This window comes from Pseudomonas sp. RIT-To-2 (assembly GCF_029623465.1).
Lineage (GTDB): Bacteria > Pseudomonadota > Gammaproteobacteria > Pseudomonadales > Pseudomonadaceae > Aquipseudomonas > Aquipseudomonas silvicola.
Map to the genome: position 1 here is coordinate 151,694 of NZ_JAPYKM010000001.1, position 17,454 is coordinate 169,147.

Annotated in this window: 22 protein-coding genes; 8 read left to right on the forward strand and 14 right to left on the reverse strand. The window is 63.6% G+C overall.

Going from position 1 to position 17,454, the window contains the following annotated elements; translation table 11 throughout:
- The first annotated feature begins 20 nt into the window (after positions 1 to 20).
- Entirely contained in the window at positions 21 to 875 is an 855-nt protein-coding gene (gene rpoH, locus QBK88_RS00760; RefSeq protein ID WP_268147417.1) for an RNA polymerase sigma factor RpoH, read from the forward strand.
- A 161-nt stretch (positions 876 to 1,036) separates the two neighbouring features.
- Here the strand turns inward: rpoH and mtgA are convergent, their stop codons facing one another.
- Positions 1,037 to 1,762: a monofunctional biosynthetic peptidoglycan transglycosylase gene (mtgA, locus tag QBK88_RS00765; RefSeq protein ID WP_158153439.1), complete on the reverse strand. Its 726-nt coding sequence runs from the start codon at positions 1,760 to 1,762 to the stop codon at positions 1,037 to 1,039.
- A 69-nt stretch (positions 1,763 to 1,831) separates the two neighbouring features.
- Between mtgA and QBK88_RS00770 the strand changes: the two genes are divergently transcribed.
- From QBK88_RS00770 to trmB, 4 genes are all read left to right on the forward strand, one after another.
- Positions 1,832 to 2,209: a DUF423 domain-containing protein gene (locus QBK88_RS00770; protein WP_277960516.1), complete on the forward strand. Its 378-nt coding sequence runs from the start codon at positions 1,832 to 1,834 to the stop codon at positions 2,207 to 2,209.
- A gap of 84 nt (positions 2,210 to 2,293) precedes the next feature.
- Entirely contained in the window at positions 2,294 to 2,494 is a 201-nt protein-coding gene (gene thiS, locus QBK88_RS00775) for a sulfur carrier protein ThiS (protein WP_008364873.1), read from the forward strand.
- 50 nt (positions 2,495 to 2,544) lie between these two features.
- Positions 2,545 to 3,339 (forward strand): thiazole synthase, encoded by a 795-nt coding sequence (locus QBK88_RS00780; protein WP_158153408.1) that lies wholly within the window; start codon positions 2,545 to 2,547, stop codon positions 3,337 to 3,339.
- A 101-nt stretch (positions 3,340 to 3,440) separates the two neighbouring features.
- Positions 3,441 to 4,088, forward strand: a complete 648-nt coding sequence (gene trmB, locus QBK88_RS00785; protein ID WP_277960685.1) for a tRNA (guanosine(46)-N7)-methyltransferase TrmB — start codon at positions 3,441 to 3,443, stop codon at positions 4,086 to 4,088.
- Positions 4,089 to 4,152: 64 nt separating this feature from the next.
- Here trmB and QBK88_RS00790 read toward each other — a convergent pair whose 3' ends face one another.
- From QBK88_RS00790 to QBK88_RS00830, 9 genes are all read right to left on the reverse strand, one after another.
- The gene (locus QBK88_RS00790; protein ID WP_158153406.1) at positions 4,153 to 4,476 is read right to left on the reverse strand and encodes a DUF3392 domain-containing protein; all 324 of its coding nucleotides are present in this window, start codon (positions 4,474 to 4,476) and stop codon (positions 4,153 to 4,155) included.
- 9 nt (positions 4,477 to 4,485) lie between these two features.
- Positions 4,486 to 5,688 (reverse strand): radical SAM family heme chaperone HemW, encoded by a 1,203-nt coding sequence (gene hemW / locus QBK88_RS00795; RefSeq protein ID WP_277960517.1) that lies wholly within the window; start codon positions 5,686 to 5,688, stop codon positions 4,486 to 4,488.
- A complete protein-coding gene (rdgB, locus tag QBK88_RS00800) occupies positions 5,685 to 6,278 on the reverse strand; it encodes an RdgB/HAM1 family non-canonical purine NTP pyrophosphatase (RefSeq protein ID WP_277960518.1) in 594 nt (197 codons plus the stop codon). The genes hemW and rdgB overlap by 4 nt, the downstream gene beginning before the upstream one ends.
- Positions 6,275 to 6,712 carry a DUF4426 domain-containing protein gene (locus tag QBK88_RS00805; protein ID WP_277960519.1) on the reverse strand — a complete coding sequence of 146 codons (438 nt, stop codon included), beginning with the start codon at positions 6,710 to 6,712 and terminating at the stop codon, positions 6,275 to 6,277. The genes rdgB and QBK88_RS00805 overlap by 4 nt, the downstream gene beginning before the upstream one ends.
- A 25-nt stretch (positions 6,713 to 6,737) precedes the next feature.
- Positions 6,738 to 7,358 (reverse strand): methionine biosynthesis protein MetW, encoded by a 621-nt coding sequence (metW, locus tag QBK88_RS00810; protein WP_158153402.1) that lies wholly within the window; start codon positions 7,356 to 7,358, stop codon positions 6,738 to 6,740.
- A 7-nt stretch (positions 7,359 to 7,365) separates the two neighbouring features.
- Positions 7,366 to 8,505, reverse strand: a complete 1,140-nt coding sequence (metX, locus tag QBK88_RS00815) for a homoserine O-succinyltransferase MetX (RefSeq protein WP_277960520.1) — start codon at positions 8,503 to 8,505, stop codon at positions 7,366 to 7,368.
- A 165-nt stretch (positions 8,506 to 8,670) separates the two neighbouring features.
- A complete protein-coding gene (locus QBK88_RS00820; protein WP_268147429.1) occupies positions 8,671 to 9,261 on the reverse strand; it encodes a YggT family protein in 591 nt (196 codons plus the stop codon).
- A 10-nt stretch (positions 9,262 to 9,271) separates the two neighbouring features.
- Positions 9,272 to 10,090 carry a pyrroline-5-carboxylate reductase gene (gene proC, locus QBK88_RS00825; protein WP_277960521.1) on the reverse strand — a complete coding sequence of 273 codons (819 nt, stop codon included), beginning with the start codon at positions 10,088 to 10,090 and terminating at the stop codon, positions 9,272 to 9,274.
- Between the two features lie 34 nt (positions 10,091 to 10,124).
- Positions 10,125 to 10,814, reverse strand: coding sequence for a YggS family pyridoxal phosphate-dependent enzyme (locus tag QBK88_RS00830; protein WP_158153398.1), 690 nt, complete (start codon positions 10,812 to 10,814; stop codon positions 10,125 to 10,127).
- Positions 10,815 to 10,880: 66 nt separating this feature from the next.
- Here QBK88_RS00830 and QBK88_RS00835 point away from each other — a divergent pair, with 66 nt between their 5' ends.
- The gene (locus QBK88_RS00835) at positions 10,881 to 11,915 is read left to right on the forward strand and encodes a type IV pilus twitching motility protein PilT (RefSeq protein ID WP_158153397.1); all 1,035 of its coding nucleotides are present in this window, start codon (positions 10,881 to 10,883) and stop codon (positions 11,913 to 11,915) included.
- A gap of 76 nt (positions 11,916 to 11,991) precedes the next feature.
- Complete coding sequence (locus QBK88_RS00840; RefSeq protein ID WP_277960522.1) at positions 11,992 to 13,122, forward strand: PilT/PilU family type 4a pilus ATPase; 1,131 nt, start codon at positions 11,992 to 11,994, stop codon at positions 13,120 to 13,122.
- Positions 13,123 to 13,124: 2 nt separating this feature from the next.
- On the opposite strand, the gene QBK88_RS00845 is transcribed toward QBK88_RS00840, so the two are convergent.
- On the reverse strand, positions 13,125 to 13,802 hold the full coding sequence (locus QBK88_RS00845) for a C40 family peptidase (RefSeq protein WP_277960523.1): 678 nt from the start codon (positions 13,800 to 13,802) through the stop codon (positions 13,125 to 13,127).
- 248 nt (positions 13,803 to 14,050) lie between these two features.
- On the opposite strand from QBK88_RS00845, the gene QBK88_RS00850 reads away from it, so the two are divergent.
- Positions 14,051 to 14,473, forward strand: a complete 423-nt coding sequence (locus QBK88_RS00850; protein ID WP_277960524.1) for a TM2 domain-containing protein — start codon at positions 14,051 to 14,053, stop codon at positions 14,471 to 14,473.
- Between the two features lie 135 nt (positions 14,474 to 14,608).
- On the opposite strand, the gene QBK88_RS00855 is transcribed toward QBK88_RS00850, so the two are convergent.
- Genes QBK88_RS00855 through pyrR form a run of 3 tightly spaced genes read right to left on the reverse strand, consistent with a single transcriptional unit; the run spans position 14,609 to position 17,412 of the window.
- A complete protein-coding gene (locus tag QBK88_RS00855) occupies positions 14,609 to 15,880 on the reverse strand; it encodes a dihydroorotase (protein ID WP_277960525.1) in 1,272 nt (423 codons plus the stop codon).
- Positions 15,877 to 16,881, reverse strand: a complete 1,005-nt coding sequence (locus QBK88_RS00860) for an aspartate carbamoyltransferase catalytic subunit (RefSeq protein ID WP_158153392.1) — start codon at positions 16,879 to 16,881, stop codon at positions 15,877 to 15,879. Before QBK88_RS00860 ends, QBK88_RS00855 begins: the two co-directional genes overlap by 4 nt.
- Positions 16,882 to 16,893: 12 nt before the next feature.
- Positions 16,894 to 17,412 (reverse strand): bifunctional pyr operon transcriptional regulator/uracil phosphoribosyltransferase PyrR, encoded by a 519-nt coding sequence (pyrR, locus tag QBK88_RS00865; RefSeq protein WP_277960526.1) that lies wholly within the window; start codon positions 17,410 to 17,412, stop codon positions 16,894 to 16,896.
- Positions 17,413 to 17,454: the final 42 nt, after the last annotated feature.

Below are 17,454 nucleotides of genomic sequence, written 5' to 3' on the forward strand. Positions count from 1 at the left end.
TGAGTCGGAGGTTTTTTCGTATGACCACTTCTTTGCAACCTGCGTATGCCTTGGTCCCGGGTCAGAACCTGGAAGCCTATGTGCACACGGTGAACAGCATTCCACTGCTGACGCCGGAGCAGGAGCGTGAACTGGCCGAGAGTCTCTACTATGAGCAGGATCTTGGGGCGGCTCGGCAGATGGTGCTCGCCCACCTGCGTTTCGTCGTGCATATCGCACGCAGCTATTCGGGGTATGGCCTGGCACAGGCCGACCTCATCCAGGAAGGCAACGTCGGCCTGATGAAGGCCGTGAAGCGTTTCAACCCGGAAATGGGCGTACGCCTGGTGTCCTTTGCGGTGCACTGGATCAAGGCGGAAATCCACGAGTTCATCCTGCGCAACTGGCGCATCGTCAAGGTCGCGACCACCAAGGCCCAGCGCAAATTGTTCTTCAACCTGCGCAGCCAGAAGAAGCGCCTGGCCTGGCTGAACAACGAGGAAGTCCACCGTGTGGCCGAAAGCCTGGGCGTGGAGCCGCGTGAAGTGCGCGAGATGGAAAGCCGCCTGACCGGTCAGGACATGGCCTTCGACCCGGCTGCGGAAGCGGACGACGACAGTGCCTTCCAATCGCCAGCCAACTACCTGGAGGACCACCGTTACGACCCGGCGCGTCAGCTGGAGGACGCCGATTGGAGCGACAGCTCCAACAGCAACCTGCACCAGGCCCTGGAAGTACTGGACGACCGCAGCCGTGACATTCTCTACCAGCGCTGGCTGGCCGAGGAAAAAGCCACGCTGCATGAGCTGGCCGAGAAGTACAACGTGTCGGCCGAGCGTATCCGCCAGCTGGAAAAAAGCGCGATGAACAAGCTGAAGGTGTCCATCGCCGCCTGATCAGCCCGTTGAAACGAAAAGCCCTGGCCAAGTGCCGGGGCTTTTTACATTCACGGCACGCCTGAAGTCGCGCCGACTAACCTGTAGCAACGGACCCGGCCGCGTCCCACTCGCCGCGCAGTATCAGGCACCCCCGCAGGCGCGATTGATAGGGAATGCGGTCACATCGCCCAAGGCGTTGCACTGCGCGAGTGGTTGAGGTCGGTCAGGTACGCATCACCGCCCAACTGCCCCATCTGCTTGCGAATCCACCCGGCCCGGCGGGCCACGTAGTTGCTTGGGTGGCTGGCGCTCCATACCCGGGGGTTGGGCAGCACGGCGGCCAGCAGGCTGGCCTGCTGTGCCGACAGGGCGCCAGCGCTTGTGCCGAAGTGGTGGCGCGCCGCCGCTTCGGCGCCAAACACGCCGTCGTCCCATTCCACACTGTTGAGGTACACCTCCAGAATCCGCTGCTTGGACCAGAAGGTCTCGATCAGGGCGGTGAACCAGGCTTCCAGCGCTTTGCGAAAATAGCTGCGGCCGGACCACAGGAACAGGTTCTTGGACACTTGCTGGCTGAGGGTGCTGGCGCCGCGAATGGAACCGCCGCGTTCGTTGTGCAGGAACGCCGCCTGCATGGCGTCGAAATCAAAACCCCAATGCTGGGCAAAGCGCTGGTCTTCGCCGGCAATGACGGCGATCTTCAGCGAATCGGAGATTTCCCCGTAAGGCCGCCAACTGCGTTGCAGGTCGATGGGCTCGCCGTCCACCCAGGACTCGATCTTGCGCTCCACCATCAGCATCGTCCCGGGCGGCGGCACGAAGCGAAACAGCACCACCAGCAGGATGCTGCCGACGATGAACCAGAGTGCCACTTTGCGCAGCAGGGTGAAAATCGAACTCAGCATGGATGACTTGGCCGGATGCAGTGAGCGGGCCATTATACAGACCCTGTGCTATCGAACCGGAGTTCGTCAATGCTGCGACAATTTCTCATGCTGGCTGCCTTTTTCGGGTTTACCGGGGTAGGGCTTGGCGCGTTCGCCGCCCATGGCCTCAAGGACCGTTTGAGCAGCGATTACCTGGCAGTGTTCCACACCGGCGTGAACTATCAGCTGATTCACGCCCTGGCCTTGCTGGCAGTGGCGGTCTTGAGCGTCCAAGTGCCGGGCCGGCTGGTGAATGCCGCAGGGGTGATGTTCTGCATTGGTATCGTGCTGTTTTCCGGCAGCCTCTATGCGCTCACCCTCAGCGGCGTGCGCTTGTTCGGTGTGATCACCCCGTTTGGCGGCCTGGCGTTCCTGGTGGGTTGGGCCTGCCTGGGCATGGCGGCATGGAACCTGGGCAAGGCCTGAGACGAATGGGCCGGGTTTGTGTTGGTGGCGGGCGGCGAACGGGCTAGAATGCTGGCCCCCTTTGAAATGATGGCTGCTGCCTGCATGCACATTCAGTTGAACGGTGAACCCTTTGAATTGCCCGACGGCGAAACCGTCGCGGCGCTGCTGACCCGCCTCGAGCTGACCGGCCGGCGGGTCGCGGTAGAGCTGAACCTGGACATCGTGCCGCGCAGCCAGCACGAAGCCACTGCCCTGCGCGAAGGCGACCAGGTTGAAGTGGTCCATGCCATTGGCGGCGGCTAGCCTGCGGCGCACCGCCTGCTGTACCCCTTCAACCCTCGAGAGGAATGACGATGAGCAATCTGCCTAGCGACAAGCCGTTTATCCTGGCCGGCCGTACCTTCGAATCGCGCCTGCTGGTCGGTACCGGCAAGTACCGCGACCTGGAAGAAACCCGCCTGGCCATCGAAGCCTCGGGGGCCGAGATCGTCACCGTGGCCGTGCGCCGCACCAACATCGGCCAGAACCCTGGCGAGCCCAACCTGCTAGACGTGCTGCCGCCTGACCGCTACACCATTCTGCCCAACACCGCCGGCTGCTACGACGCGGTGGAAGCCGTGCGCACCTGCCGCCTGGCGCGTGAACTGCTGGACGGCCACAACCTGGTGAAGCTGGAAGTGCTGGCCGACCAGAAAACCCTGTTCCCCAACGTCATCGAGACCCTCAAGGCCGCCGAAGTGCTGGTCAAGGACGGTTTCGACGTGATGGTGTACACCAGCGACGACCCGATCATCGCCCGCCAGCTGGCCGAAATCGGCTGCATCGCGGTGATGCCGCTGGCCGGCCTGATTGGCACCGGCCTGGGTATCTGCAACCCCTACAACCTGCAGATCATTCTGGAAGAAGCCAAGGTACCGGTGCTGGTGGATGCCGGCGTGGGTACCGCGTCGGACGCTACCATTGCCATGGAACTGGGCTGCGAAGCGGTGCTGATGAACTCGGCCATCGCCCACGCACAGAACCCGGTGCTGATGGCCCAGGCCATGAAGCACGCCATTGTCGCCGGCCGCATGGCCTACCTGGCCGGGCGCATGCCGAAAAAACTCTATGCCAGCGCCTCATCGCCGCTGGATGGTCTGATCAAGTAAGAGCCACCATGACTGAACCGCAAGATACCCCGACCCCTGAAAACGACGACGTGCAGGGTGAGGGCGAACAGCGCCAGCACCGCGCTATCAAGAGCTTCGTGATGCGCGCCGGGCGCATGACCGAAGGCCAGCAGCGCGGCCTGGACCAGGGCGCGTCCCTGTTCGTGCTGCCGCTGGCCGACGCACCCGTGGACTATGACCAGGTGTTTGGTCGCAGCGCCCCGCGCACCGTGGAAATCGGCTTCGGCATGGGCCATTCGCTGCTGGAAATGGCCGCGGCCGCACCGGAGCACGACTTCATCGGCATCGAGGTTCACCGCCCGGGTGTGGGTGCACTGCTCAATGGCGTGCTGACCCAGGGCCTGAAGAACCTGCGGGTCTACGACACCGACGCCATCGAAGTGCTCAAGCGCTGCATCGCGGACAACAGCCTCGACCGCCTGATGCTGTTCTTTCCGGACCCGTGGCACAAGAGTCGCCACCACAAGCGTCGCATCGTCCAGCCGGCGTTCGCCGAACTGGTACGCAGCAAGCTGAAAGTGGGTGGTGTGCTGCACATGGCCACCGATTGGGAGCCCTATGCCGAGTACATGCTGGAAGTGATGAAAGTGGCGCCGGGTTACCGCAACCAGGCCGAAGACGGCAAGTGCGTGCCGCGCCCCGCCGAACGCCCGATCACCAAGTTCGAACGCCGCGGCGAGCGCCTGGGCCATGGCGTGTGGGACCTGAAGTTCGAAAAGGTCGATTGATGACCTGCGTCTCGCACGCTTGCTGTGGGACCGAGCCTCGCTCGGTCCCACAGGGGGCGGCGGATTATTTGCGGTCGGCGACCACGCCGATCAGCACCAGCACCACCAGCAACACCGGCGCCAGGCTGTAGTTGTTGAACTGGCTCAGCCCGCGCACCACCCACGGCGTGGCATAGATCAACGCCGCGCCGCTGCCAATGCAGCACACCAGCGCCATCACTGGCACCCGCAACGCCCCCGCCATGCCGCCCACACGCTGATCCAGCCAGGCCTTGATGTCGGCCCCAAACAGCACCAGCAGGCAACCCACCAGCGCCAGGGCAATTTCCGAGAGGTTCCCGCGGCTCCAGCGCGATGCGGTAGCAAGCAGGTTCAACACTAATTCCATGGCCAATCCTTAAATCAAGAAATACTGCAGCAGGTCGTTGAGAAACAACTGGCCCTGAGGCGTGGCAACCAGGCGCGACGGTTCGACCTGCAAAAGGCCCTTTTGTTCGGCTTGGCGGCGGCCTTCACCCAGGCTTTCCAGGGTCAACCCGGTGCGCTGTGGGTAAAGTCGTGCTTCCACACCCTGGGTCAGGCGCAGGGCGTTCATCAGGAACTCGAAGGGCAGTTCGTCCAGCGCCAGCAGCTTCTCGCCTGCCTGGAAGGGCTTGGCCGGGTTCAGGTAGTCCTTGGGCAGCCGGGTTTTCCAGGTGCGCACGATGCGCCCGTCCGGGTGGCTGAGCTTGCCGTGGGCACCCGCGCCGATACCGATGAAATCGCCGAAGCTCCAGTAATTGAGGTTATGCCGCGCCGCCTTGCCGGGCTGCGCATACGCAGACACTTCATACTGGGCGTAACCGTGCTCGGCCAGCAAGGCCTGGCCGGCTTCCTGGATGTCCCACAGGGTATCGTCCTCGGGCAGCACGGGCGGCTGGTTCCAGAACACCGTATTGGGCTCCAGCGTCAGCTGGTACCAGGACAGGTGCGTGGGCTGGAGGGCGATGGCCTGGCGCAGGTCGTCCAGTGCTTCGTCCAGGGACTGGTCGGGCAGGCCGTGCATCAGGTCCAGGTTGAAGTTGTCGAACCCTGCCTGGCGGGCCATGTCGGCAGCACGTACCGCTTCGCTGCCGGTATGAATACGGCCCAGGGCTTCGAGCTTGGCTTCCTGGAAACTCTGGATACCGATGGACAGGCGGTTGATGCCCAGCTTGCGGTAGGCGCTGAATTTTTCCTGCTCGAAGGTACCCGGGTTGGCCTCCAGGGTGATCTCGATGTCCGCAGCGAATGGGATGCGCTGTTCCACGCCTTCCAGCAACCGCCCCAGGGCTTTCGCGCTGAACAGGCTGGGGGTACCCCCGCCGAAGAAGATAGAGCTCAGCGGGCGACCGTAAGTGGCCGGCAGGTCATTGTCCAGGTCGGCCAGCAGGGCGTCTACGTACTCCTCTTCCGGCAGAACAGGGCTGGCGGCGTGGGAGTTGAAGTCGCAGTACGGGCATTTGCGCACGCACCAGGGAATATGGATGTACAGCGCCAGGGGTGGCAGCACGGGCAATGGCGCCCGCGGCGCGACCGAGGAGAAACCATCCTCGCCCGCGAACAGCGTGGTGGTGGTCATGCCAGGCCCAGACGTTGACGCAGAATGGCCATGGCGCGAGCACGATGGCTGAGCTGGTTCTTTTCCACAGGGCTCAGCTCGGCGCTGGAGCAGTCGCGCTCCGGCACCCAGAACAGCGGGTCGTAGCCAAAGCCGTGTTCGCCACTGGCGGCGGTCAGGATACGGCCGTGCCACAGGCCTTCGCACAGAATCGGCAACGGGTCATCGGCGTGGCGCACCAGGGCCAGCACGCAGACGAACTGGGCACCGCGTTCGGCTTCGGGCACGTTCTTCAGCGCATCGAGCAGCTTGGCGTTGTTGGCTGCGTCGCCCTGGCCGTCGGCATAGCGTGCCGAATAGATGCCTGGGGCGCCGCCGAGAAAGTCCACCGACAGCCCCGAGTCGTCGGCCAGTGCCGGCAAGCCGGACAGGCGGGACGCGTTGCGGGCCTTGAGGATGGCATTTTCGACGAACGACAGGCCGGTCTCTTCCGGCTCTACCTGGCTGAATTCGCCCACCGAGCGCAGCTGTACGCTGCCGCCCAGCATGGCCTGGAGTTCCTTGAGTTTGCCGGCGTTATGGCTGGCCAGCACGAGTTGCGTGAAGTTCATGAGTCGCCCGGAAAGAGTTCTTGGTCGAAGCTCAGGCGGTTGGTGTCACCGGCCGCCTTGATGCTGAGGTCAAAGGTATAGGTCGCGTCCTGCGGAATCTGGAACTGTGTAACGTAGGAAACGGCGCCCTGCTCGGTCACCTGGGTGAAGGTCAGGTCTTCCTTCTTGCCCTCAGGCCCGGTCACGGTGCCGCTGATGGCAGCAGGAAAGGACTTGCCGGCCTTTTCCACCGCCACGTTCAGCACACCCAGGTTCTTGCTGCGCAGAAGCCCCGCGGCCTTGGCGATGCCTGGCTGCAGGATGCTCGATGTGATCGCATTGTAATGCACGGTCAGCTCGCCCAGCTGCTCCTGGCGGTTGCCCTTGGCGGCCTCGGCCCCCACGGCGGGAAGGGCGAGGCACAGGGCGAACAGGAAGGCAGCGAACTGGCGCATGGTCGTTCTCCGTGGGTAGGCAGGTTCACACCGCCAGACGGTGCTCCTGCAGGCCCGGGCTGTTGACCCGGTAAATGCCGATCTCACCCAACAGATTAGGCCACAGTTTGCTGGCCCAGCCATGCCTGTGCTGGTGGTCGACCGCCAGACGGTCGAGTACCTGGGCCTGACGCTCCTGGCACAGCTCTTCAAAGTCCTTGAAGGTGCAGAAGTGGATGTTCGGCGTGTTGTACCAGGTATACGGCAGGAATTCCGACACCGGCATGCGGCCGTTGCGCGCCAGGTACCAGCGGCAACGCCAGTGGCCGAAGTTGGGGAACGTGATGATGCACTGGCGGCCCACGCGCAGCATCTCATCGAGGATGCGGTCCGGGTATTCCACGGCCTGCAGGGCCTGGGTCATGACCACCACGTCGAAGCTGTTGCTGGCGAAGTTGCCCAGGCCCTTGTCCAGGTCCTGCTCCACCACGTTGACGCCCTTGCGCACGCACTCGTTGATGTTGTCAGCGTCGATTTCCAGGCCGTAGCCGGTCACCTGCTTGTGGTCGCGCAGCCAGGCCAGCAATTCGCCGTTACCGCAACCGAGGTCGAGCACGCGGCTGCCGGCCGGGATCCAGTCCTGGATGATTTCAAGATCGGCTCTCATGGCTTCCTCAGATCGCAATTCGGTTCATATAGCTGCTGAACGCCTTCAGGTACCGTGGGATCGGGATCAGGAAGGCGTCGTGGCCCTGCGGTGCATCGATTTCCAGGTAGCAGACGTTTTTGCGTGCAGCCATCAGCGCATCGACGATTTCCCGCGAGCGGGCCGGGGAGAAGCGCCAGTCGGTGGTGAAGGACATCACGCAGAAATCGGCCTTGGCGCCCGCGAAAGTCCTGGCCAGGTCGTCGCCATGGTTGGCGGCCGGGTCGAAGTAGTCCAGTGCCTTGGTCATCAGCAGGTAGGTGTTGGCGTCAAAGCGCCCGGAAAACTCCTCGCCCTGATAGCGCAGGTAGCTCTCCACCTGGAATTCCACGCTGTGGAAGTCGTAGTTGAGCTTCTCGCTCTTGAGGCCCCGGCCGAATTTCTCGCCCATGGAGTCGTCCGACAGGTAGGTGATGTGGCCCACCATGCGCGCCAGCATCAGGCCGCGCTTGGGGATCACGCCCATTTCCTGGAACGAACCGCCATGGAACTCGGGGTCGGTGAGGATGGCCTGGCGTGCCACTTCGTTGAAAGCGATGTTCTGCGCCGACAGCTTGGGTGCCGAGGCAATGGCCAGGCAGTGGCGAACGCGGTCCGGGTAGGTGATGGTCCACTGCTGGGCCTGCATGCCCCCCAGGCTGCCACCGACCACGGCCGCCCACTGGGTGATGCCCAGGTAATCGGCCAGGCGGGCCTGGCTGTGCACCCAGTCCTCCACGGTGAGCACCGGGAAGTCGGCGCCGAACGGTTTGCCGGTTTCCGGGTTGAGGCTGCTGGGGCCGGTAGAACCGTTGCAGCCGCCGAGGTTGTTGAGGCTGACCACGAAGAAACGGTTGGTGTCGATTGGCTTGCCGGGGCCGATGCAGCTATCCCACCAGCCCGGTTTGCGGTCGTCGACCGAGTGGTAGCCGGCGGCATGGTGGTGGCCCGACAGGGCGTGGCAGATCAGCACCGCGTTGCTGGCGGTTGCATTGAGCTGGCCGTAGGTTTCGTAGACCAGGTCATAGGCATTGAGCGACCGGCCGCAGGCCAGGGCCAGGGCCTCGCTGAAATGGGCAACTTGCGGTGTGACTAAACCGACGGAATCTTCGGGGAAGACAGTGGACATCGACCCTGCTCTCGCATAAATGAGGCGTAAGTCTAAAGAGCGGGGGGGCTAGCGGCAAGCGATGGAATGCTGTCGCCTTTTTCCCGAGCGTCGCCCGTTCCCGCAGGGGGCGATCAACACCTCTTGCGGGAACGGGCGAAGCTCGGCAACGGCGTTACACCGACGTCAGATCAAACGCCAGAGCACATCGGGCATCTGCGCCATTTCAGCCAGCTTGGGCATGAAGAAGCTCTGCATGACCTGGATGGCCAGGAAGGCAAAGATCGGCGAGATATCCAGGCCGCCCAGGTTCGGCAGCATGCGGCGGAACGGCGCCAGGATCGGCTCGGCGATCTGGTAGGCCAGTTCGGCGGCCGGGTTGTGGGTGCCCGGGGCGATCCAGGAGACGATCACCATGACGATCATCGCTACCCAGAAAATCTTCAGGAACAGCGAGAACACCCCCAGCAGCGCCCAGATCAACAGGTGCGGCAGGTCCAGGATGGTGCCGTAGGTGAGCATCATCACGAAGGCCATCAGCAGCGCCTGAATGACGATGGCCAGCAGCAGGGATGAGGTGTCCAGGCCGGCGATGCTTGGCACCACCTGGCGCAGCGGCTTGAGCAGCGGCTGGGTGGCCTTGACCGCGAACTGGCTCAACGGGTTGTAGAAGTTGGCCTTGACCAGTTGCAGCACGAAGCGCAACAGCACGATGGCCAGGTAGAAACTGACCAGGGTTTGCACCACGAAGATCGTGGCGCCGGAAATCGCATTCATGCAGTGCTCCTTATTTGCCCAGTTGTTCGGCAAGTTCCGCCGAGCGATGTGCCGCGGCGCCCAGCGCCTTTTCAACCAGGGCTTCGAAACCGTTGGCCTGGAACGACTTGATGGCGGCCTCGGTGGTGCCGGCCGGTGAGGTGACGCGGCGGCGCAGTTCAGCGGCATCGACATCGCTGGCCACAGCCATGTGCGCAGCGCCCAGGGCGGTCTGCAGGGTCAGCTTTTCCGCGGTTTCACGGGGCAGGCCCAGCTTCTCGCCGGCGGCGGTCATGGCTTCCATCAGCAGGAAGAAATAGGCCGGGCCGCTGCCGGACACGGCGGTGACGGCATCCAGTTGCTGCTCTTCGTCCAGCCACAGTGCCAGGCCCACGGCCGATAGCAGTTGCTCGGCCTGGCCGCGCTGTTCTTCATTGACCAGGGCGTTGGCGTACAGGCCGCTGGTGCCTTGGCGCAACAGTGCGGGGGTGTTGGGCATGCAGCGCACGATAGGGCGTTCGCCCAGCCAGGCGGCCATGCTCGCGCAGGTGATACCGGCGGCGATGGAGACAACCACCTGGGACTGGGTGAGGGCAGGGCGCAGGGCCTCGCACACGGCCTTCATGGCCTGGGGCTTGACAGCCAGCACCACCACGTCGGCACCATCGACCGCCTGGGCGTTGTCGGCGAAGGTTTCGATGCCGTGCTCGGCGCTGATTTTCGCGCGGGTGTCGGCACCCGGGTCGCTGGCACGGATCAGCGTCGCGTCCAGGCCCTGGGCACGCAGGCCGCCGATCAGGCTGGCGGCCATGTTTCCGGCGCCGATAAAGGCAATACGAGTTTTGCTCATGACAGGTCCTTGAGAGGTTGCGGTGGAACCCGCGCTAGGGCTGTTGGCCATAGTCGCGGGCGCCGAACAGGGCAGTGCCGATACGAACCCAGGTGGCGCCTTGTGCGACAGCGGCCTCCAGGTCGTGGCTCATGCCCATGGATAAAGTGTCCAGTGGCAGGTTCAGGCTTTCTTGCAAGGTGCGAACGGTGGCAAAGGCCGCGTCTTGTGCCGCGCGGTCCTCAGTGGGTTCTGGAATTGCCATCAGCCCGCGCAGCTTCAGGCGTGGCAGCGCGGCAATCGCCGTGGCCAGGGCCGGCAGGTCGGCTGGGGTACAGCCGGACTTGCTGGCTTCGCCGCTGACGTTGATCTGAATGCAGATGTTGAGCGGCGGCAGGTCGGCCGGGCGTTGCTCCGACAGGCGTTGGGCAATTTTCAGGCGGTCCACGGAATGCACCCAGGCAAAATGCTCGGCAATGGCGCGAGTCTTGTTTGACTGAATGGGGCCGATGAAATGCCAAGTCAAGGGCAGGTCGGTCAATTGGGCCTGTTTGCCCAACGCCTCCTGCAGGTAATTTTCGCCGAATTCTTCGATTCCGGCGGCGAACGCCTCGCGAACAGCCTCGGCTGGCTTGGTCTTGCTCACCGCCAGCAGGCCGATGCTGGCCGGGTCGCGCTGCACGGCCCGTGCGGCGTCGTGAATTCGGGCGCTTACCCGTAAAACGTTGTCTGCTATCGTGGACATTAATTTGCGCCAGCGGGTCTTGGGGGCCGGGGCATTCTACCTGCTTGTCTGTATTTGGGGAGTCTCATGGACATTACTGAGTTGCTGGCTTTCAGCGCCAAGCAAGGCGCATCGGACCTGCACCTGTCGGCCGGCCTGCCACCGATGATCCGCGTGGACGGTGATGTGCGGCGCATCAACCTGCCCGCGCTGGACCACAAGGCCGTTCACGAGTTGATCTACGACATCATGAACGACAAGCAGCGCAAGGACTTCGAGGAATACCTGGAAACCGACTTTTCTTTCGAAGTACCGGGGGTGGCACGCTTCCGGGTCAACGCCTTCAACCAGAACCGTGGCGCCGGCGCGGTGTTTCGTACCATTCCCTCCAAGGTGCTGACCATGGATGACCTGGGCATGGGGGATGTGTTTCGAAAGATTACCGACGTGCCGCGGGGCCTGGTACTGGTCACCGGCCCCACCGGTTCAGGCAAGTCCACCACCCTGGCGGCGATGATCGACTACCTGAACAACAACAAGCACCACCACATCCTCACCATCGAGGACCCGATCGAATTCGTCCATGAATCGAAGAAGTGCCTGGTCAACCAGCGTGAAGTGCACCGCGACACCCAGAGCTTCTCCAACGCCCTGCGTTCGGCCCTGCGCGAAGACCCGGACGTGATCCTGGTGGGTGAAATGCGCGACCTGGAAACCATTCGCCTGGCCTTGACCGCCGCCGAGACCGGCCACCTGGTGTTCGGTACCCTGCATACCACCTCCGCGGCCAAGACCATCGACCGTGTAGTGGACGTGTTCCCCGCCGAGGAGAAGTCCATGGTTCGCTCCATGCTCTCCGAGTCGCTGCAGGCGGTGATCTCCCAGACCCTGCTGAAGAAGATCGGCGGCGGCCGGGTGGCGGCCCACGAGATCATGATCGGTACCCCGGCTATCCGTAATCTCATCCGCGAGGACAAGGTGGCGCAGATGTATTCCTCCATCCAGACCGGTGGGGCCCTGGGCATGCAAACCCTGGACATGTGCCTGAAGGACTTGGTCAGCCGGGGCCTGATTGGCCGTGACGCCGCCCGCGAGAAGGCCAAGGCGCCGGACAACTTCTGACCGGCTGCCTGGGCACCCCGGCCAGCCGCGACTAGGCTGACGGGGGAGCGGTTTTTCCAGGACGCGAGGGCGGGGCATGGAGTTCGAGAAGCTGTTGCGCTTGATGGTCGACAAATCCGGCTCCGACCTGTTCATCACCCCTGGCCTGCCGCCCTCGCTCAAGGTGCACGGCAGGATCATGCCCGTCACCCGTACCGCCATGAGCCCCGAACAGGTACGCGAGGCGGTGCTGGGGCTGATGAGCGAAGCCCAGCGCGTGGAGTTCACCGAGCGCCGGGAATGCAACTTCGCCATTCATGCCCGGGATATCGGCCGCTTCCGCGTCAGCGCGTTCTTCCAGCGTAGCTTGCCGGCCATGGTGCTGCGGCGCATCGAGAGCCGCATTCCAACCTTCGACGATCTCAAGCTGCCCGACACCCTGCGCGGCCTGTCGATGCTCAAGCGGGGCCTGATATTGGTGGTGGGCGCTACCGGCACCGGCAAGTCCTCGACCCTGGCGGCGATGATCGACCACCGCAGCAAGCACAGTACCGGCCACATCATCACCATCGAAGACCCCATCGAGTTCCTGCACGAGCACCAGAGCTGCATCGTCACCCAGCGCGAGGTGGGCATCGATACCGAGTCGTTCGAGGTAGCCCTGCGCAACACCCTGCGTCAGGCCCCGGATGTGATCATGATCGGCGAGGTGCGCAGCCGCGAGACCATGGGGCAGGCCTTGGCGTTCGCGGAAACAGGCCACCTGTGCGTGGCCACCTTGCACGCCTCCAACGCCGACCAGGCGCTGGAGCGGGTCATCAACTTCTTCCCCATGGACCGCCACGTGCAGGTGTGGATGGAGCTGTCGTTGAACCTGCGGGCGATCATTGCCCAGCAACTGATTCCCTCGGCTGACGGCGCCGGCCGCCGCGCCGTGGTGGAGATACTGGTGAACACGCCACTGATGGCCGAGCGCATTCGCCGGGGCGAAGTGCCAGGCCTGAAGACGTTGATGAGCCGCACCAATGATCAGGGCATGCGTACCCTGGACCAGGCGCTATATGAACTCTATCGGGAAAAGGCGATCAGTTATCAGGACGCGCTGGCCTATGCCGATTCGGCGAACGACCTGCGGTTGATGATCAAGCTTGAGTCGAGCACGGGCACAGAGGCCCGGGAGGGGATGCACCTGGCGCCGGACAAGGGGCCGACGCCAGGTTCACGGTGAAATCAGCGCTGTGTCAGACGCAGGGTCTGGTCCTTGGGCAGGACGCGCTTGGCAACAACGTAGTGTTCCTGCCAGTAAGGCTTGTTCAGTGTATCGATGCTCACCGCCTTGCCGCGCCGTGGCGCGTGGATGAAGCGGTCGTTGCCCAGGTAGATGGCGACATGGTTGACCCGGCGGCTCTTGATGTTGAAGAACAGCAGGTCGCCGGGCTTCAGGTCCTTCTGGTCGACCTTCTGGCCGTGGCCAGCGGCCATGGCGTTCGACGTGCGTGGCAGGTCGACTGCCTTGACGTCGTTGAACGCATATTTCACGAAACCACTGCAATCGAACCCTTTGGTTGGGCTGCTACCGCCCCAACGATAAGGGGTGCCCAGCGCATTCACCGCGCGCGACAGCACTTCGCTGCTTTGCTTGGGCGACATCTGCGCGACGGCCGGGCCGCCGACAGCGATGGTCTTGCGGCCGGTGTGGCGGTTGCGCGCCGACTGGCGTTTGCCGCGGCTGGTGGTGTTGGTGGCCAGTTCGGTGGTTTCCACCGGGGTCTGGGTGTGTTCCGCGGCACCGGTCTTGGCGGCGTGACCGGTGAAGCCGGCGGGAAGTCTTTGCTCACGATTGGTGGCGTGGGCAGCCAATGGCAATAATAGGCAGATGGTCAGCCATGTCTTCAAAAATGGACGCATTAGGCAGGCTCGTATGGGTAAGCGCGCAACTTTATAACAGCTTTTTGATCAGTTTTTAACCCGTTGGTCGGTAGTGATCCTGAGTGAAAAATGATCAATCTACGGCAAATTCCCACAAAAATTCTGTGGAAGTCAGGCGGGGCAAGGGTTTGCTCGACTTGTCGGTCACGCGACCACACGTCGGCAAGAGACAAAAAAGTCACATAAACGTTTAGAAAATTTAATTATCAGAGGGTATCAGAGCGCTCATGAACAGCTATCAGAACGACAGCCGCTACCAGGATACCCACAGCAAATTGCTGGGTTACCTGCTGTGGATTTTTGGTTTTACCGGGGCACATCGCTTCTATTACGGCAAGCCGATCACCGGAACGATCTGGTTCTTTACCTTCGGTTTGCTAGGCATTGGCTGGTTGATCGACTTGTTCCTGATCCCGGCCATGGACCGGGAGGCGGACCTGCGTTTTTTCGCGGGACCATTGGATTACAACGCGGGGTGGATCCTGCTGACCTTCCTGGGGGCATTCGGGGTGCACCGGATGTACCAGGGCAAATGGATCAGCGGGATCATCTACTTCCTGACACTGGGCGTGTGCGGGCTGGGGGTGCTGTATGACTTCTGGACCTTGAACGACCAGATTTCCCTGAAAAACGCGCAAAGCACCCGATAAGTCCCGGGACCGGGTGCACCGGCTTTCTGTCGGGCTGGTTGATGCTCGGGAGGGGCCGGCCCGAGCAACCGCGGTGCCTGTTTCCCGGGCTTGCGCCCGGTCCCACAGGACCGCGTCCGGCTGCCCGGGCAGGTATCAGTCGGTATGAGCGATGTGGCCATCCACCAGGGTGTAACGCACCGCGCCTGGCAGGCTGTGGCCCAGGAACGGGCAGTTCTCGCCCTTGGACAACCAGCGTTCGCCCGCCACGGTGGTGACGTTCTGGGTGAACAACACCAGGTCGGCCGGGCTGCCCACGCTCAGTTGCCCCACTGGCAAGCGCAGCGCCGCGGCTGGGCCGCTGCTCAGGCGGGCCAGCAGGGTCGGCAGGTCCAGCAGGCCGTCTTCCACCAGGGTCAGTGCCAGGGGCAACAACAGCTCCACGCTGCTGATGCCGGGCTCGGTGGCGCCAAAAGGCGCCAACTTGGCATCACGCTCGTGGGGCTGGTGGTGGCTGGAAATGGCCTGGATCACCCCCGACCTGACCCCTTCACGCAAGGCATCGCGGTCGGCGCGGGTGCGCAGTGGCGGTTGCACGTGGTACAGGCTGGAGAAGTCGATCAGCGCCTCATCCGTCAGAATCAGCTGGTACAGCGCCACGTCAGCGGTCACCGGCAGCCCGCGGGCCTGGGCCTGGGCAATCAGCTCGACACCACGGGCGGTGGTCAGCTGGCTGAAGTGCGCACGCACACCGCTTTGTTCCACCAACAGCAGGTCACGGGCCAGGGCCACGGTCTCGGCGGTTTCGGGGATGCCCGGCAGGCCGAGGAAGCTGGCCGTCGGGCCTTCGTGGGCCAAGCCACCCTGGGCCAGGTCGCGGTCCTGGGAGTGGAAAATCACTGTCAGGTCGAAGGTAGCAGCATATTCCAGGGCGCGGCACAGGGTGCGGGTGTTCTGGAAGCTGGTCAGGCCATTGCCGAAGGCCACGCAACCGGCGTCACGCAGGGCTACCAGTTCGGCCAGTTGCTCGCCTTCCAGGCCCTTGCTCAAGGCGCCGATGGGGAACACCTTGGCATGGCCGGCTTCGCGGGCGCGGTCGAGGATCAGCTCGGCTACGGCCGAGGTATCCAGTACCGGTTTGGTGCGCGGCGGGCAGCACAGGCTGGTGACGCCACCAGCGGCGGCGGCGCGGGTTTCGCTGGCGATGGTGCCCTTGCGGCTGTAACCGGGTTCGCGCAGGGCAACGCTCAGGTCCACCAGGCCAGGGGCGGCGATCAGGCCATTGGCTTCCAGGGTATGGTTTGGGCTGAAGCCTGCGGGCGCGGCGCCGATGGCCACGAGCTTGCCTTCGCTGATGTGCAGGTCGGTGACCTGGTCCAGGCCGGTGGCCGGGTCGATGACGCGAGCGCCTAGGATACTGAGGCTCACTGGGCGTTCTCCTGCTCGAATTGACGCTGGGCGTTCTGGCCGCTCATGGCCATGGACAAGACTGCCATGCGCACGGCGATACCGTACGTGACCTGGTTGAGGATGACCGAGTGGGCGCCATCGGCCACGGCCGATTCGATCTCCACGCCGCGGTTGATCGGCCCCGGGTGCATCACGATGCAGTCAGGCTTGGCCCCGGCCAGGCGCGCGGTGGTCAGGCCGAACAGACGGTAGAACTCGCCTTCGCTGGGCAGCAGGCCGCCGGTCATGCGCTCACGCTGCAAGCGCAGCATGATCACCACGTCGACGTCTTTCAGGCCTTGTTCCAGGTCGGTGAAGACCTTCACGCCATACTGCTCCACGCCAATTGGCAGCAGGGTCTTGGGGGCCACCACGCGGATGTCGGGGCAACCCAGTGCCTTGAGGGCGATCATGTTCGAGCGGGCCACACGCGAATGCAGGATATCGCCGACGATCGCCACCGAAAGGTTCTCGAAACCGCCCTTGTGCCGGCGGATGGTCAGCATGTCGAGCATGCCCTGGGTGGGGTGCGCGTGACGACCGTCACCGCCGTTGATGATGGCCACGTCGGGGCACACATGTTCGGCGATGAAGTGGGCGGCGCCGGAGTCGGCGTGGCGTACCACGAACATGTCGGCAGCCATGGCCTCCAGGTTGCGCAGGGTGTCGAACAGGGTCTCGCCCTTGCTGGTGGAGGAAGTGGACACGTTCAGGGTGATCACGTCGGCCGACAGCCGCTGGGCTGCCAGCTCGAAGGTGGTACGGGTGCGCGTGGAGTTCTCGAAGAACACGTTGCACACGGTCTTGCCGCGCAGCAGCGGGACTTTCTTGACCGCCCGGGCGCCGACTTCGAGGAACGAGTCGGCGGTGTCGAGGATTTCGGTCAGCAGCTCACGGGGCAAACCGTCGAGCGAGAGAAAATGGCGCAGCTGGCCCTGGTCATTGAGCTGCAGCGGGCGCTTGGCGTCGATAGGCGTCATCGCGGGGGACTCTTAAAAGGCGGAAGCGGAGGCGAGGTCCTGGCGCTCGAGGGCGAGCGGTGCGGGCCCGGTCAATTTTACCCGTTCATGGGGTGCCAATGACAGGGTTGCGCCAACAACATTGGGGCGGATCGGCAATTCGCTGGCGTCCAGGTCCAGCAGGCTGACCAGGGTGACGCTGGCAGGGCGGCCATAATCGAACAGTTCGTTGAGGGCGGCACGGATGGTACGGCCGCTCATCAGCACGTCGTCCACCAGGATCAGGTGCTGGCCCTCGATCTCGAACGGCAGCTGCGAAGGACGCACTTGCGGGTGCAGGCCATTCTGGCTGAAGTCGTCACGGTAGAAGGACACGTCCAGGGTACCCAGCGGCGAATCGCTGCCCAGTGCTTCGAGCAAGGCCTGGGCCACCCACACGCCACCGGTGCGAATGCCGATGAAGCGTGGCTCGGTGATGGTGCGGCGGGCCAGGTGGGCCTTGAGGTCGACCGCCATCTGGCTGATCAGTTGGGCGGGGTTTGGAAGGCTCATCACTTGCTCCTTGAAAGGCCGGGCGGCCAGCGCCCGGCTTTT